Source organism: Fischerella sp., from assembly GCF_013388695.1.
In the GTDB taxonomy this organism is placed as follows: domain Bacteria; phylum Cyanobacteriota; class Cyanobacteriia; order Cyanobacteriales; family Nostocaceae; genus PCC9605.
Genome location: NZ_JACAEU010000150.1, coordinates 102,556 through 117,470 on the forward strand (window position 1 = coordinate 102,556; position 14,915 = coordinate 117,470).

18 protein-coding genes are annotated in these 14,915 nt (G+C 42.3%); 9 read left to right on the forward strand and 9 right to left on the reverse strand.

The features are described from left to right. The first annotated feature begins 28 nt into the window (after positions 1-28). Positions 29-985, forward strand: a complete 957-nt coding sequence (locus HXY43_RS20480) for a DUF5331 domain-containing protein (RefSeq protein ID WP_290886912.1) — start codon at positions 29-31, stop codon at positions 983-985. Between the two features lie 280 nt (positions 986-1,265). Here HXY43_RS20480 and HXY43_RS20485 read toward each other — a convergent pair whose 3' ends face one another. After that, positions 1,266-2,501 (reverse strand): type IV pilus twitching motility protein PilT, encoded by a 1,236-nt coding sequence (locus HXY43_RS20485; RefSeq protein WP_290886915.1) that lies wholly within the window; start codon positions 2,499-2,501, stop codon positions 1,266-1,268. A gap of 287 nt (positions 2,502-2,788) precedes the next feature. Here HXY43_RS20485 and HXY43_RS20490 point away from each other — a divergent pair, with 287 nt between their 5' ends. From HXY43_RS20490 to HXY43_RS20515, 6 genes are all read left to right on the forward strand, one after another. After that, positions 2,789-3,949 (forward strand): DUF58 domain-containing protein, encoded by a 1,161-nt coding sequence (locus HXY43_RS20490; protein WP_290886918.1) that lies wholly within the window; start codon positions 2,789-2,791, stop codon positions 3,947-3,949. Positions 3,950-4,172: 223 nt separating this feature from the next. Beyond that, positions 4,173-4,538 (forward strand): ferredoxin thioredoxin reductase catalytic beta subunit, encoded by a 366-nt coding sequence (locus HXY43_RS20495; protein WP_026731616.1) that lies wholly within the window; start codon positions 4,173-4,175, stop codon positions 4,536-4,538. A gap of 106 nt (positions 4,539-4,644) precedes the next feature. Beyond that, complete coding sequence (locus HXY43_RS20500) at positions 4,645-5,046, forward strand: DUF309 domain-containing protein (RefSeq protein ID WP_290886922.1); 402 nt, start codon at positions 4,645-4,647, stop codon at positions 5,044-5,046. A gap of 206 nt (positions 5,047-5,252) precedes the next feature. Next, the gene (locus tag HXY43_RS20505; protein WP_290886925.1) at positions 5,253-5,759 is read left to right on the forward strand and encodes an LptA/OstA family protein; all 507 of its coding nucleotides are present in this window, start codon (positions 5,253-5,255) and stop codon (positions 5,757-5,759) included. Positions 5,760-5,919: 160 nt separating this feature from the next. After that, the gene (gene lptB / locus HXY43_RS20510) at positions 5,920-6,648 is read left to right on the forward strand and encodes an LPS export ABC transporter ATP-binding protein (protein WP_026731613.1); all 729 of its coding nucleotides are present in this window, start codon (positions 5,920-5,922) and stop codon (positions 6,646-6,648) included. Between the two features lie 133 nt (positions 6,649-6,781). After that, entirely contained in the window at positions 6,782-7,897 is a 1,116-nt protein-coding gene (locus tag HXY43_RS20515; RefSeq protein WP_035139650.1) for an LptF/LptG family permease, read from the forward strand. Between the two features lie 69 nt (positions 7,898-7,966). On the opposite strand, the gene HXY43_RS20520 is transcribed toward HXY43_RS20515, so the two are convergent. After that, positions 7,967-8,944 carry a phosphatase PAP2 family protein gene (locus HXY43_RS20520; RefSeq protein WP_290886929.1) on the reverse strand — a complete coding sequence of 326 codons (978 nt, stop codon included), beginning with the start codon at positions 8,942-8,944 and terminating at the stop codon, positions 7,967-7,969. A 473-nt stretch (positions 8,945-9,417) separates the two neighbouring features. On the opposite strand from HXY43_RS20520, the gene HXY43_RS20525 reads away from it, so the two are divergent. Continuing rightward, positions 9,418-10,521, forward strand: coding sequence for a hypothetical protein (locus HXY43_RS20525; RefSeq protein WP_290886931.1), 1,104 nt, complete (start codon positions 9,418-9,420; stop codon positions 10,519-10,521). A gap of 180 nt (positions 10,522-10,701) precedes the next feature. Here HXY43_RS20525 and HXY43_RS20530 read toward each other — a convergent pair whose 3' ends face one another. Beyond that, positions 10,702-11,121, reverse strand: coding sequence for a pentapeptide repeat-containing protein (locus HXY43_RS20530; RefSeq protein WP_290886934.1), 420 nt, complete (start codon positions 11,119-11,121; stop codon positions 10,702-10,704). Between the two features lie 170 nt (positions 11,122-11,291). Further along, on the reverse strand, positions 11,292-12,062 hold the full coding sequence (locus tag HXY43_RS20535; protein WP_290886937.1) for a pentapeptide repeat-containing protein: 771 nt from the start codon (positions 12,060-12,062) through the stop codon (positions 11,292-11,294). Positions 12,063-12,288: 226 nt separating this feature from the next. On the opposite strand from HXY43_RS20535, the gene HXY43_RS20540 reads away from it, so the two are divergent. Next, positions 12,289-12,492 (forward strand): ChaB family protein, encoded by a 204-nt coding sequence (locus HXY43_RS20540; RefSeq protein ID WP_026731607.1) that lies wholly within the window; start codon positions 12,289-12,291, stop codon positions 12,490-12,492. Positions 12,493-12,513: 21 nt separating this feature from the next. Here the strand turns inward: HXY43_RS20540 and HXY43_RS20545 are convergent, their stop codons facing one another. The 5 genes from HXY43_RS20545 to HXY43_RS20565 form a co-directional block, all read right to left on the reverse strand. Next, a complete protein-coding gene (locus tag HXY43_RS20545; protein WP_290886991.1) occupies positions 12,514-13,350 on the reverse strand; it encodes an alpha/beta hydrolase in 837 nt (278 codons plus the stop codon). Positions 13,351-13,453: 103 nt separating this feature from the next. Next, positions 13,454-13,720, reverse strand: a complete 267-nt coding sequence (locus HXY43_RS20550; RefSeq protein ID WP_290886941.1) for a type II toxin-antitoxin system RelE/ParE family toxin — start codon at positions 13,718-13,720, stop codon at positions 13,454-13,456. Between the two features lie 3 nt (positions 13,721-13,723). Beyond that, complete coding sequence (locus HXY43_RS20555) at positions 13,724-13,927, reverse strand: hypothetical protein (protein ID WP_290886944.1); 204 nt, start codon at positions 13,925-13,927, stop codon at positions 13,724-13,726. A gap of 221 nt (positions 13,928-14,148) precedes the next feature. Beyond that, positions 14,149-14,277, reverse strand: coding sequence for a hypothetical protein (locus HXY43_RS20560; RefSeq protein ID WP_290886947.1), 129 nt, complete (start codon positions 14,275-14,277; stop codon positions 14,149-14,151). Positions 14,278-14,323: 46 nt separating this feature from the next. Continuing rightward, positions 14,324-14,812 carry a hypothetical protein gene (locus tag HXY43_RS20565; protein WP_290886950.1) on the reverse strand — a complete coding sequence of 163 codons (489 nt, stop codon included), beginning with the start codon at positions 14,810-14,812 and terminating at the stop codon, positions 14,324-14,326. Positions 14,813-14,915: the final 103 nt, after the last annotated feature.

Genomic DNA, 14,915 nt, shown 5'->3' on the forward strand with positions numbered 1-14,915 from the left:
ACTCTTGTTAACTGAAGCGAGATATCCGATGAATATTCAGCAGCTGCGTGAATCTTTAAAACTAAAGTGGGTGGAATACTATTATAAAAATCGTCCTTGGCTGGTAAAAATGCGAATATGGGGAACCTATGATGGTCAGCGCCGACCTTCCTCTGGTTTTATTTTGGCAACTCTGTCAGTTTTAGAACCCCAACTGGATCAAATTCTTCCTTTTCTTTCGGAACTAAATAACAATCCCGACCAAATAGTTGCAGCTTTAGGTCTTAATTTCAATCCTGAAGAAAACTTGCATTTAATCGAAGAAGATAATCAAGATAGTTATGATACAGATGCACATCACAATCAAACCAACTCTCATTTAAAAAGGATACTTCCCGAAAAACAAACTAACGGGAAAGCTAATCCTACACTTCAAGTTGCACTTTCATCATCAGGTTTGCACCTGTCTGAAAGACGTTTAGAAACTGACGGAGTTGTTGTCAGGCGTAACACAGGTAATAGCAAATCGTTGATTGCGAGTACAGCTACCACCGAAGTGGAAAATCATAGGAAGTCTGTACCAACACTAGCAGTGATTCACAAGTCAGAAAGCAACGGTAAGTCTAAACCATTGCTAACAGTGATTAGGAAAGCTGAAAGCAACGGCAAGCCTGCGCCTGCATTGGCAGTGATTCACAAACCCGAAAGTAACGGCAAGCCCATACTAGCACCAGCAGTGATTCGCACAAATGAAAACAATAGCAAACCTGTGGCATCAGTAGTTTTTGCCAGCAAGGTGGAAGGTGACAGGCAGCTTTTACCATCTGTAATGGTTGCTAGCGATGTAGGAAACCAAGGCAAGCTTGCGACAATACCACAAACAAACTTTAAAGATCAGTTTTATTTACCACCTACCAATAAAGCCTGTAAACTTGCTTCTTGGGTAGATGGCTTTTGTCAGGGTGCTGGATGGGATAAAGACGAAGCTATTTTTATCTCATTTTGAATTTTGTCAGAAGAAATATTCTCCCTATCGGGTGCATCACATCATCAATTTATCATCCATAAATTATATTTTTTAAGACCTGACCCCAGATTTTTTTTATTGGCTTATATCTTGCACCTATTCAGTATTATCAGCTCAAAGCATATTCATTTGCTTTACCTTTGTGTCTTAGTGTCTTAGTGGTTCAAAAATTATTTTTTTTCACCACAAAGGTACATAGACACCAAGAAAAATCCATTTCTGAGATAAACATCTGAACAGGGGTATACCTAACTCCTAGTTACCGGGGATTGTAATTGTAACTAGTATAAAAATCTCGACGGCTAGAATGAGATGGATTGATACCATCATTGCGGGCGCGACGCCGCAAGTCACCAATATCTGGTGAAACATTGACGGCATCTTCAATACTAATTTGACCAGATAGCATCAACTGACAGAGGGCTTGATTCATAATTTGCATACCTTCATTGGTGCTATTTTCCATTAGTTGGAAGGCTTCTATTTCTTCACCTTTGAGTAGGAAATCTTGCATAGCGGGTGTATTAATCAAAATTTCCATAGCCGCCGTGCGCTTTCCATCTGTTGTTGGCAGCAAAATTTGGGCAATGACAGCGACTAGTGAGTCAAGGATTTGTACTTTTGCAGCTGCTTGCTCATCAGGATTATAAATATTGAGCAAGCGATTAATAGCAGCGATCGCATTTTTTGTATGTAACGTTCCGATAACTAAGTGACCAGTCTGTGCTGCTTTGATGGCAGTATCCACGGTCATGCGATCGCGCATTTCCCCAATTAATATTACATCCGGATCTTCCCGCAACGCCGATCGCAAAGCTTGATGAAATCCATGGGTATGCAACCCCACTTCCCGCTGACTGATTAAACTTTTTTGAGAGGAGTGAATGTATTCGATTGGATCTTCAATGGTAATAATGTGTTTCTGAACTGTCTCGTTGAGATAGCGAATCATTGCCGCTTGGGTGGTAGATTTACCCGCACCAGTTGAACCTGTGACTAATATTAATCCCTGTTTTTTGTTAATAATTTCTTTGAGAACAAGCGGCAAACCTAAATTATCAATCGAAGGCACTTCGAGTGTAATTAGCCTTAATACCATTGCTCCGCCAGTCAAAGTTTCAAAACAGTTGACACGGCAGCGCAAAAACCCTGGATAAAAAATTGCTGCATCTAATTCTTTATTTTCGGCAAAATGCTGACGCTGAAATGGGGAGAGGATTTCTGATAGATACCCTTCAAAAATTTTTGGTGTAACTGTCTCTCCAGATTTATATGTCACCATTTGACCCCGAATCCGAAATCGGGGTATCTCACCAACACGAATATGAATATCAGAAGCTTTTTGAGTATAGGCATCGCGAACCATCTGTTGAATAGAAATAACCTTTTTCTGTGTTGGTTCTATTCTTTCCCGCAATATATTCTTGGGCGGTGGTGGTAGCGGTAGATGCGGTAACTTGGAAGTCAAAATCTGGGACGTTATTTCTTCGTCCATTAGCGTTTCCCCTGGCAAATATAAATGACATTTAAATTTCGGAGCAAAGGTTTAACTTAATTTGAAAATCGACAAAAGACTTTCTTAGATTGTAAATCTTCTCAGTTAATCTACCTATTTAAAAGATTATCTTCATCAACTCTTCAGGAAAACCCTTAGGTAATGTGAATTTCAGGCATTGGTAGGTTAGCTTTGAAAGTTAGTAGTTAGTAGTTAGTAGTTAGTGGATAGTTGTTAACCACTAACCACTATCCACTAACTACTATCCTCCTCCTTCCTTGACAACTATGAAAATCATCAAACGCATTACCACTTGGCTAGAAATCCGTGCTTCTACCCCTGCATACAGTGGTTGGGTACTGATGGGAATTGCCATTTGTTTTTTTGGGGCTGGTATCAATACGATGGCTGGCTGGCTTTATGCGATTAGTGGGGTCAGTTTTGCTTTATTGGGGATAGCATCTGTGTTACCACCGCGATCGCTGTTTGGTTTAGTTGTCAATCGCCGTCCCATCGAGTCAGTCACCGCTGGGGATAATTTGAAGGTTGAATTAGAAATCATCAATTCCACCAAGCAATCTGTGAACTTGTTGCAAGTCGCAGATATACTTCCCTTTGTCTTGGGAAAACCACAACAGCAAGCAATAGAAACTATTCCACCCCAAAACAGTTACCGCTGGGTATACTACTACCCTACCCAACGACGGGGTGTGTATCGCTGGCATACAGTCGAACTCGGAAGTGGTGCGCCCTTGGGATTATTTTGGTGTCGCCGCCAGCGTGACTGTGCAGCGAGGGCGATTGTGTATCCTCCAGTCTTACCTCTGGTTAGCTGTCCCCTGATTGATAAAATTGGGCAAGATGATAGCCTCAATGGCGATCCCCGTGGCAAACCCTTGCAGACAGCAAATGAAGGACTTGTGCGATCGCTACGTCCTTACCGCATTGGCGATCCCATGCGTCTTATTCACTGGCGCACTAGCGCCCGCTACGGAGAATTACGAGTGCGGGAGTTAGAAATTGTTACTGCTGGACGTGAGACGGTTATCGCCCTTGATAGCAGTGCTAACTGGGAAGAATCCAACTTTGAACAAGCAGTAATTGCCGCAGCTTCGCTGTATTTTTATGCACAGCGGCAGCAAATGCAGGTGCAACTGTGGACAGCATCTACTGGTTTAGTTAAAGGCGATCGCGTTATGATGGAAACCCTGGCAGCAACTAACTTTAGCGAAGATGCTACCAATCCCCTTCCTACAAGCTACCCCTTGATTTGGCTGACACAAAACCCCTTAACTCTCTCCTCGCTTCCTGATGGTAGTCGTTGGGTATTGTGGCAAAGTCTGCAAGCACCACAAGAACAAGCAGTAGTGAATAGAGATTGTCCTGGTATAGTTCTGCAATCAGAACAAAAACTGGAAACTCAACTACAACAAACCTTTAGTTCATAGTTGATGCAAATTTCATGTATTCATAATTCCAATGCCTATAAATTACAAAAGTTAACAACTATGCTTCTTGCTGTTGGCGATCCCAGAAAGCTGAACAGACGAGTATTTGAGGAAATATAGCTAATTTGGAGCGGCTAACAAAAGGGGGGATTCTCCCCAGTAATAGCTTACTAAGGCTGCGGTACAATGCAAAGAAATGTGTAAATTATGAGTAGCCGTCCCTATGATCTCACCAGAAGTAAACTCAAAATCCAGCGACAAGAATTTAGAAGCAATGCGGCATTTTTCCGAACAATATGCTAAGCGCACTGGAACATACTTCTGTTCTGAACCTTCTGTAACCGCAGTGGTAATCGAAGGACTTGCCAAACACAAAGATGAACTCGGATCTCCTTTATGCCCCTGTCGCCACTACGAAGACAAAGAAGCTGAGGTGAACGCTGCTTATTGGAACTGTCCCTGCGTACCAATGCGGGAACGTAAAGAGTGCCACTGCATGTTATTCCTCACCCCAGATAATGAGTTTGCTGGAGACAAACAAGAAATTTCTCTAGAAACAATCAAACAAGTGCGAGATGGCATGGGTTGACCGAATCAGTGAACAGTAACCAGTAAACAGTGGCCAGGTAATTGTCCACTGGTAACTGGTAGATCAAAACAAGGCAATTCATTCATTGATAACTAATTCATAACTAATGACTGATGACCTGCCCCAGCAATTTTGGCTAGGTGTAGAGCAGTTTAATGCTGGGGAATTCTATGACTGTCATGATACCTTAGAGGCTCTGTGGATAGAAGCAACAGAGCCGGAAAAAACCTTTTATCAAGGAATTTTACAAATTGCCGTAGCGCTATATCATCTGGGTAATCATAACTGGCGAGGTGCAACAATTTTGCTCGGAGAAGGCAGCAATCGCTTGCGTCGTTACCCATCCGTTTACGGTGGCATAGATGTAGATGAGTTATTAAATCAGAGTGTCGCGTTATTGCGAACGTTACAACAAACAGAGCCAGAAAAAATTGCGACTATGAACTTGGGTGAAGATGAAGCTTTGCCCTTGCCCAAGATTGTGCGAGAGAATGAGACTAGGAAATAGGTGAAAATTATGAATGATGAATGCTAAAAATTTCATAATTCATAATTCATAATTCATAATTTTTATGCCCCATGCCCCTTTTTTGTTGGTAGTGAAACCTTAAGTTTGAGGCAAACGTCAGTTATTCTCAGCAAGTAGCTATCCTGACATACTCAAGTAGTTGAGATAATTAGAATACAAGCTAAAATATTAAATCCCAAATTGCTATGATGCCTTGGTATCAATTGCCTCTATTTTCGATACGTCGCGCTGCATTAACGTTGATGCTGCCAGCTGCATTTTTAGGTGCGATCGCATTCCCCAATCAGCTGCAAATTGCTACAGCACAAACATCAGGACAAACATCAGGAGAAAATCGCCCCATCCAGATTAAATCGGACATACAAGAATACGACGCCAAAACACAAGTGGCAACCGCTCGTGGTAATGTGCAAATGGTGTATGCAGCCCGAGGAATTCAGGCTACAGCCGCCCAAGCCCAATATTTCAGCAAAGAACGCCGCATAGTTCTAAGTGGGAACGTGTATGTTTTGCAACAGGGCGGCAATAGTATCCGGGGTGAGACGGTAACATATTTGATTGACAACGGACGATTTGTTGTTCAACCTAAAGCTGGTCGTCAGGTAGAATCTATCTACATAGTTAACGATAGCCAAGTGAACCAAGCTACTTCACCAGCGCCAGCGACAGCTCCTTTTCAACGCTCTAATTAAGAGTGTTGATGGTTGGTGGATAGTAGTTAGTGGTTAGTAGTTAGTAGTTAGTAGTTAGTAGTTAGTAGTTAGTAGTTAAAAATTACCCAAAAGCAACCAACAACTAACAATCAACAATCAACAACCAACAACCAACAACCAACAACAAAGGGCAAAGAAAGTGAAAATTGTCCTAGAGAATATTCACAAATCTTATGGCAGGCGAGCGGTTGTCAATCGCGTCAACCTTTCTGTTGCCCAAGGTGAAATTGTCGGATTACTTGGCCCGAACGGTGCTGGTAAAACAACGACTTTCTACATAGCCACAGGTCTGGAAAAACCCGAGCGGGGAACTGTATGGCTAGATCACGATAATATTACTTCACTGCCAATGCATAAAAGGGCGCGATTGGGCATTGGTTATCTAGCACAGGAAGCGAGTGTTTTTCGGCAGCTGTCAGTGCGGGATAATATTCTGTTGGTGCTAGAGCAAACTAATGTGCCACGTTGGGAGTGGCCAAAGCGGTTGGAAACATTATTGCAAGAGTTTCGTTTGGAAAAAGTGGTTAATAGCAAAGGAATTCAATTATCAGGAGGTGAGCGACGCCGGACAGAATTGGCAAGAGCACTAGCAGCTGGTAGGGAAGGGCCGAAATTTTTACTTTTAGATGAACCTTTTGCGGGAGTTGACCCAATCGCAGTTTCGGAAATTCAGCATATTATCGAAAAATTGCGCGATCGCCATATGGGGATCTTAATCACAGATCACAACGTCCGCGAAACCCTTGCCATTACAGATCGAGCCTACATCATGCGCGAAGGTCAAATCCTCGCTGCTGGCAATGCAGACGAACTCTATCAAAATCCCTTGGTGCGGCAATACTATTTGGGCGATAATTTTCAGGTTTAGTCAATAGTCAAAAGTCCATAGTCAAAAATAATGGCTCTTGACTCTTGACTCTTGACTCTTGACTCTTGACTCTTGACTAATGGCTAAATACAAATCTTTCTACACCCTCAATTCGCTGTTGCCCTTTTCCATAATGGATCGCTACCTCGCGAGCGAATTATTGCCACCTTTTTTGTTTGGAGTTGGGGCATTCTCTTCTCTCGGTGTCACAATTGACGCCGTATTTGACTTAGTACGGAAAATAGTAGAATCAGGGCTACCAATAGGCATTGCCTTGAAAGTTTTTTTATTAAAATTTCCCAATTTTATTGTTTTAGCCTTCCCCATGTCCACACTGCTAGCTACTTTGATGACCTACAGTCGTCTAGCTAGCGAAAGCGAATTGATTGCCCTGCGTGGTTGTGGAGTGAGTGTCTATCGCATGGTCTTAACTGCTGTAGTGTTGAGTTTCATGGTGACAGGATTGACATTTGTGTTTAACGAGCAAATCGCACCAGCAGCAAATTACCAAGCATCTCTGACCCTAGACCAAGCACTCAAATCAGACAAGCCAACATTTAAGCAGGAAAATATTTTTTATCCTGAATATCGCAGTGTTGAGCAACAAGATGGTACTAAGGAGAAAATATTAACACGCTTGTTCTACGCTGACAAATTTGATGGCAAGCAGATGAAAGGCTTGACAATTATTGATCGTTCTCAACAGGGTTTGAATCAAATTGTCGTAGCAGAATCAGGCGAATGGAATGCTTCTCAAAATGTCTGGGATTTCTACAACGGTACTATATATTTAGTTGCCCCCGACCGCTCCTATCGCAACATTTTGCGATTTGAAAAACAACAACTCAGACTACCCCGCACAGCATTAGATGTGGCACAAAGAAGCCGCGACTACGACGAGATGAGTATTGCTCAATCGTTAGAACAATTAGAATTGGAACGTGTTGGCGGAGATGAGCAAAAAATTCGCAAACTAGAAGTGCGGATTCAACAAAGAATTTCCTTGCCTTTTGTCTGTGTAGTTTTTGGCTTAGTGGGTGCAGCAATGGGAACTATACCCCAACGTACGGGGCGAGCCACAAGCTTTGGTGTGAGCGTTATAGTTATATTTAGTTATTATTTATTTCACTTTATTGCTGGTGCAATGGCACAAGCAAATATCCTTTCTCCATTCATAGGGGCTTGGTTGCCCAACTTTGTGTTTACAGGAATCGGTATATTTTTATTGATGCGGGTGGCGCGACGATAGGAATGGTTAGTGGTTAGTAGTTAGTAGTTAGTTGGTTGTTGACTGCTTCTACTATCCACTAACCAATAACTACTCACTAGCTCCTAAAAAGCGATATTTTTGCTCCAATTCCAAGCTAAGAATACAGGCTGTCAACCATACTAAACCTGCGGCATAGCCAGCTACCACATCAGTAGGCCAATGTACGCCCAGATAGAGCCGACTAAAACCGATCGCCACAATTAAGACAGCGCTCAAGGCAAAGATTCGTCTTCGGTATTGAGGAAATTGTTTTGCCAGAAGATAGCCTAGAAAGCCATAAATTACCATTGACACCATTGAATGACCGCTAGGAAAGCTGTAGTGACGCACATTGACAATATAATTCCACAATGCTGGACGTGCTCTACAAAATAGTTCTTTGAGTAAAAAATTTAAGCTGATTGCACCGAATGCAGCTGTGGTCAAAGTAGTTATTTCGGAGCGACGCTTATAATGGCGCAGTCCTGTTCCCAATCCCAAACAAACCAACAGCAAAACTAGTGGCTCACCCAGAAAAGTGACACCAAGCATAATGCGATCGAGAAGTGGTGTGTGCAGTTTCTGAATTGCTAACAAAATGGCTTTATCAAGTCCATATCCGCGCAGTAGTACTGTGCAAGAGATCAGGGTACCAACAGCTACTGATACCAGAACAAGTCGATTGCCTGCTTGGTCTAATTGTTTCAGGTTTTCCTGAACCTTAGCAATAGATAAACCTGTTACTGTTGAAGTAACAGGTGATGTTCGGGCTTGTTTGGTGTAATCTAAAACGATCTCTTGGAGAAGCAGGGCGATCGCATTCGGGCTTTTATCTGGATGGAAAATAACAAGAACATTGCCTGTGAGATGGCTAGCACGAGCTTGTGCAATGATTTCCTCCTCTGACAATCTCAATTCAAGGTATCTTTTGAGAGCTTCCGAATCATGAAGTCCACTTACCTTGTATCTAGCTCTTCCTTTAACAGCAGTATGTATTGCCCGAATCAAAGGAATATCATTGCGGAGATTATCAATAGGAGTGCCCATTTTTATACTGAAATAATCCTCGTGGTGCTATTTGGGACTGTGGGTTGAATGAACTGTGCTGTTAAACTTGCAACAGTCAACAGCAACTTCTAGCTTCATTATGAACTTTATGAACGTTGTTTGATGTAACTATGTGGATGGCTATCTTAAAAAGTAAAACAGCCTTTATATGTTTGAATGTAAATTTTATACTAAAGCAACCGCATAACTAATGACTAATAACTACTGAAACGTTAGGATAAAATCACTATTTTAGTGTGGGTGAGAAATTTATCTAGGACTCGGAGTAGAATTTTCATTGTTAAAAATTTACATTACTTAAATAAGTACTTGTAAATCTGGGGAATACCTTCTCTAATCTAAAATTTGAGCGCCTTCTGCCACGGCGCTTCTTGTTCGCCCGCAGGTGGCGAACCCGCGCCTCCTCTGCCTCCTAGCTTTGATATTCTGTCTTGGTTTTATAGGAATTGCCCATGTCAGATCGTCGTTACCCTCCCGCCTACTTACGCTATCTCAAAGCCAGGTTATGGAATTTAGCACAACCTGGTTTTTGGGGAACAGCAATTTTTTTATCTGTAGTAGGACTGGTAATTAAAGAATACTGGACACACCCAGATTTATTTCATTTCGGGCAAAAAAAACAAGTTGCTGCACAAAAGCCCGCAAACTCTTCTTTGTCAGCAGAAGATCAAGCTATTGCTGCGGATATTGATAACTTGCCAGTCCTATTTTATGACTTTGATCGCGGAACTCTACCTTCAAAGGTAAGCAATTCTAAAAACACCCAAGCAAACAACAGCCAAGCTTTTTTAGACAATGTGAGCAAACAACAGACAGCAGCTACTGAGGCTTATTTAATAAATAGCTTGAAGCAAGTTAATTCTGCACCAATATCAAAGCTAGAAAATCCGTTTGTAGCACAAGCAGAAAATTTATTGCAACTAAAAGATTTTCAAAATGAGAGTAAGTTTTTAGGGGTAAATGGCCTAACGCCGTCGTCTGCTCAAATAGATACAGCACAATCCTCAACGAATGTGGGGATGGGATTAACTAACCAAATTGACTCTACTCAAAGTACTGTTGTAGTCAGTCCTCTGCAAACAGCACTCAACCAATCAACAAACCAAAGTCTGTCCATTGGGAATGGCGTAACTTCAATTCAAACAAATCCGTTGGGGCGATCGCCGTCCAATACCGGGCTAAATGGAGATGCGATCGCTCCGGTGACAAACGGAATGGGTTATACTCAGCCAACAGTAACCAATTTGGCACAAAACTCCACTTCTATCCCCAATCAAAATTTAGCTCCCCATCCCGCTAATATTCCCAACCAATTTCCCAATATCTCTACTAATCTAAGTGACACTCAGGCAATACCCAGTGTTCAGTCAGGCACATCTGCGGTAGCGCCTATTACCCAAACTCCCACTCAAGGTGCTATCACTCCCAGCAATCCGGGGGTAAATAGCAACTCTGGCAATCCTTCAGGATTACAGCAGTATAATTCTTTTTCACCTTCTCAGTTTCCCGGCCCATATACAGGTGGGAAGCAAATTAATGGTATTTCTTATCCATAAAGAGCGATCGCTGCACTCCTTGGGTAACAACTCTGCTTCTGAGATTGTCTGACATTTTGATTTCCTTCGCGCCGTCATCTCAACTTTCGGCACATCTCCTGTAGTGATTATTTCAAAATATCAGAAAGGCTACTATTTATTTCCATGCCCCGATTCCAAGAGAGCAGCTAACCGCTTTGCTTACTCGTGAATTATGCCATCTGGCATGATTGCACCATACAACATTGTCCCAGTGAGATATGCCCCGTAGAGATTAGCTCCCTGTAAGTTGGCAGCGGTAAAGTCAGCATCTATTAAATCTGCCATTTTCAGGTGCGCCCCATCGAGTATGGCTCCTGTAAGCTTGGCTTCAAACAGATTTGCTCCATTTAGATTAGCTCCTGTAAGGTTTGCTCCCGTGAGGTTGGCTCGAACCAAAGAAGCTTCTCTGAGATTAACTCCCACTAAGTTTGCTTGACTCAAATCAACTTCACTCAGAGATGCTCCTTGTAAATTCGCTCCACTAAGATTTACGCCATACAAGTAACCACCGATGAGGTTTGCGCCTTTGAAATTTCTTTCTCCTGACCGATAACGCCAGAGAAGTTCATCTATGTCCATTGCGATCGCTTTAAAACTCCTTTATTTAGTGTGGCTCACATCACAAAATGTATCAGTTATTTGTGTTACTTAATATTTATGCCAGACAAAATATGATATTAAGTTAATAATTTGTTGGTTGTTGGTGGTTACTACCCCTACTACCCCCATCTCCCCATCTCCCCCTCTTCCTAAAATGGCATGAATTGAAGCAAGACAGAGGTAAGACTTCCTAAGAAGTCCATAAAACTGGGTTTACCACGATCTAACTTTGCGGTTTGGGGTGTTTGCAGTTCTTTAATAAAAGCTTGTGCTGTTTGTCTTCCATCATTATCGTTTTGATTTGTAAATAATTTTTCTGCTATTTGGGCATCTTGAAAAGCGCCTTGTCTGTCAAATAGTTGGTAGCGAGCAATGGCACGAGCTAGGTAAGCACCAGCAAAGTCAGGTTTAGCTGCGATCGCTTGATTAAAATATTCTAAGGCTCGCTGCTGATTACCTTTTTGCGCTTCAGCCACACCCCAAGCATAAAATTCTTCTGGTTTGGCAATTTGTAATGGTATGCCAAATGCACCTTGCAAGTTAGCACTGTTGAGATTAACGCCAGTCAATTCTGCATTGACTAGATAAGTATTTCGCAAGTCTGCACCAATTAGAATTGCCCCATTGAGCTTAGCACCGCTCAAATTTACACCAAATAAACCAGCGCCGCTCAAGTCTGCACCAGTCAAATCAGCGCCACTCAGGTTAGCGCGGCTGAGGTTAGCACCTGTAAGATTAGCTCCTTTTAGATTCGCATTACTCAAGTCAGCCATTATTAACCCCGCGCCGCTGAGGTCACAGTTTTGACATTGCTTGCTTGCTAACAACTGTCTTATATGTTCTGAATTCGCAGCGAGAGCAGTTTGACTAAAGCTGATTGTGGCTGTAAATGTTGCTATGGCTAGGATTTGACTTTTCATAATTGGTGTGGCAATATCTGTTGCTTGTACTGAATACCCAACTTTACCGTAGACACATTTATACTTCAGCTGAGATTTTTCGGCATCAATTTTGATCGCGTTTGTAAGAGATTGAGTTCAGAACATACCCGCAGCATGAGTTGTGTTTATTACTGAGGGCTGATGGAAATCTGTTAACTCAGATGAAAGCTAGTGAGGTGAGGACTAGCGTTTGGAGTGTGAATCTATGCCATATCAGGATATTGCGGATTTACCAGACTCTGTGAAAAAGCATCTGCCCAAACACGCGGCGGAGATATTTCTTGCAGCCTTCAACAATGCCGAAAAAGAATATGGTGAAGAGGAAACGGCTTTTCGCGTGGCTTGGGCAGCAGTGAAACGAGACTACGAAAAAGGGGAAGATGGCAATTGGCACAAAAAACCAGAGTAGGACTACATATCTTTGCGCTGATTATTTATTTTCCTTCAAGAAAGCTTCTACAGTTTGGTTAAAAGCCTCTGGCTGACTCAAAAACGGCCAATGATTGCCAGGAACTTTGCATAAACGTAAATTTTTCAGGTATGTTTTGTAGGGCTTGAGTTGCCAATCTTGGCGGTTAACTCCTTTTTCTGGCTGTACAAACAGGGCGGGAGTGTGAATGGGGACTGTTAAACCGGGGATCTGTATGACTTCCTCAAAAATGCGATCGCGGGCGGCAATTGTAAACTTACTACCCCAGCTACCATCCTGTTTTTGTTCGATACCTACTTGGAAAACTTGCTGTTGTAAGGGACTCCATCCTTGATATTGGCTTAATTGACGCGCTTGTTGTTCGGCTTCTTCGTAACTAGCAAAGGGGCCCATCATTTTGAGAAACGACAAAACGCGATACAACAACGGAAATGTTAGCTTAAACAAGCTGGGCATTTTCCAGATGAAAATCGGATCAACAAGAATCATACTCCGCAACCGTTCTGGATGTTGCCTTGCCCAGATGCAAGCTAATTTACCACTCCAAGAGTGCGCCACCACATGAGTACTTGCCCATCCTAATTTATCCATCAATGCTTCTAGATCTGCGATCGCACTTTCAAAGCGATAGTCTTTATCTGGCTTACTACTTTCCCCATGACCGCGCATATCTGGTGCGACTATGTGGTAATCTGCTGCTAGGTAATCTCCCAAGCTAGACCAAACTAAGGCATGGTCGGCTAAACCGTGTAGCAATAGTAAAGGTTCTTGACCTTGGTTCCACTCTAAATAAGAAAGTTGAATATCAGGCTTTGATAGATTTTGGCGTATAGGCATCATTGCAGAATTACTCGTGGAGAGATTGGTTTCCGCTTAAATGGTACTGCGAACCGATTGCGAAAAACTGACAGCGGCAAAAGAGCGATCGCAGATTGTCGCCTTATGGAAAGTATCTATAAACATCTTTCCTGTGCAATACTCTCACAAAAATTACCACATCCTCAGATACTGTTAGACCTATTCTGTAATCTCCAATTCTGATCCGATAATAGTCACCGTCAGCTTTGAGTTTTTTCAGATTGCCCACATCTTTAAGATTTTCAGCATTCTCCACCTCTTCAATGACTGACTTAATTCTTTGAAGCAAGGCTTCGTCGTGAATATTACCCAAATCTTTCTCAAAACTTTTTCTGAACTCTACATTCATCCTTTACTTTCCAAATATTTTGAAAATAGCTTCACGGCTGACTGTTTCAGTATTTTCACCTTCCTTAATTGCCTTTTCTAAGGCTATGTCTTCTATGATTTCTGCCAATAAATCAGAAATTACCTCTTTCTGCTCTTGAAGTACCTCAACCATCGCTATTTTGAGCAGTTCCTTAAGTTTAATCTCGTCTAAATTAACTTCAGTCATATATCCTCATAGTGATAGCTTTTGCCCGATACTAGCACGTGCTTTTTCTCATCTTCTATTTTCTTGACAAAGCGCTAACACTAGCCCTGCCACCGTGCAATTACTGACGCCAATATTTTCTTTGTTAATTTAAGCTGTACGTGTTTAGGGCTTGGATAGTTGGAAACCAACGCAAATAGTTCAGTTAGGTGAATAGACGCCCTTCGTAAACCTATACCTAGCTACAATCTTTCACCTCCCAGCCCGCAAAGGCGGGCTTCATTCGCATAGCCCCAAGCTTCCAGCCTGTGGGCTATTTTGCAACATAACAAAAAAGCGATCGCCCTCTTTATCCCTTCTTCGCAGTTCATCCAAAAAACTCCCCTCTCCGCAAGCGGAGAGGGACAGGGGGTGAGGTCACTCCGGTAAACTTGCAAACACTCCTTCAACTAACTCCTTCGCCTTGGTATCCAACCTGTGCCAGTTCACATCACCGACCTCATCGATTAAACTAGTATCAATCTCAACTGCATCATTGATTAAAGGATTGTAGTCAAGAAAACACACTTGATAACACAATTCCCACAAATCAACGTTTACTTCTTGCTCTTGACGCTGCAAACACAAGTGATATCCTGGATGGGGCATTGGCATACGGGCAAGTGTCTCTCTAATTTCCACAGCTTTCTCTGGTGTAGCAGCTTCCAGTTCTTGCAAAAGTCCTGTGACAACAGCTTTTGTGTCATCTGATGTGTCTGGGGGCCAAATCAGTACATCCTGGTATGTTCCCTTCCAATCAGATACATCCAGCAGCTTGCGAATATTATCTACAACGCGAATGAAAGCAGGTTGCATGAGGAGTTCAGCCTGCTGCCACGCGATTGAGTTGGTTATTTTAGGTGGCATGGGTATGAAAAAATGTTATTGAAAGCAGAATTAACAAGGTGTATTTATTAAAAAACTGGGTTTTACATCCAAATCTTTTCTCAAGATAGCGGATTTTATTGAG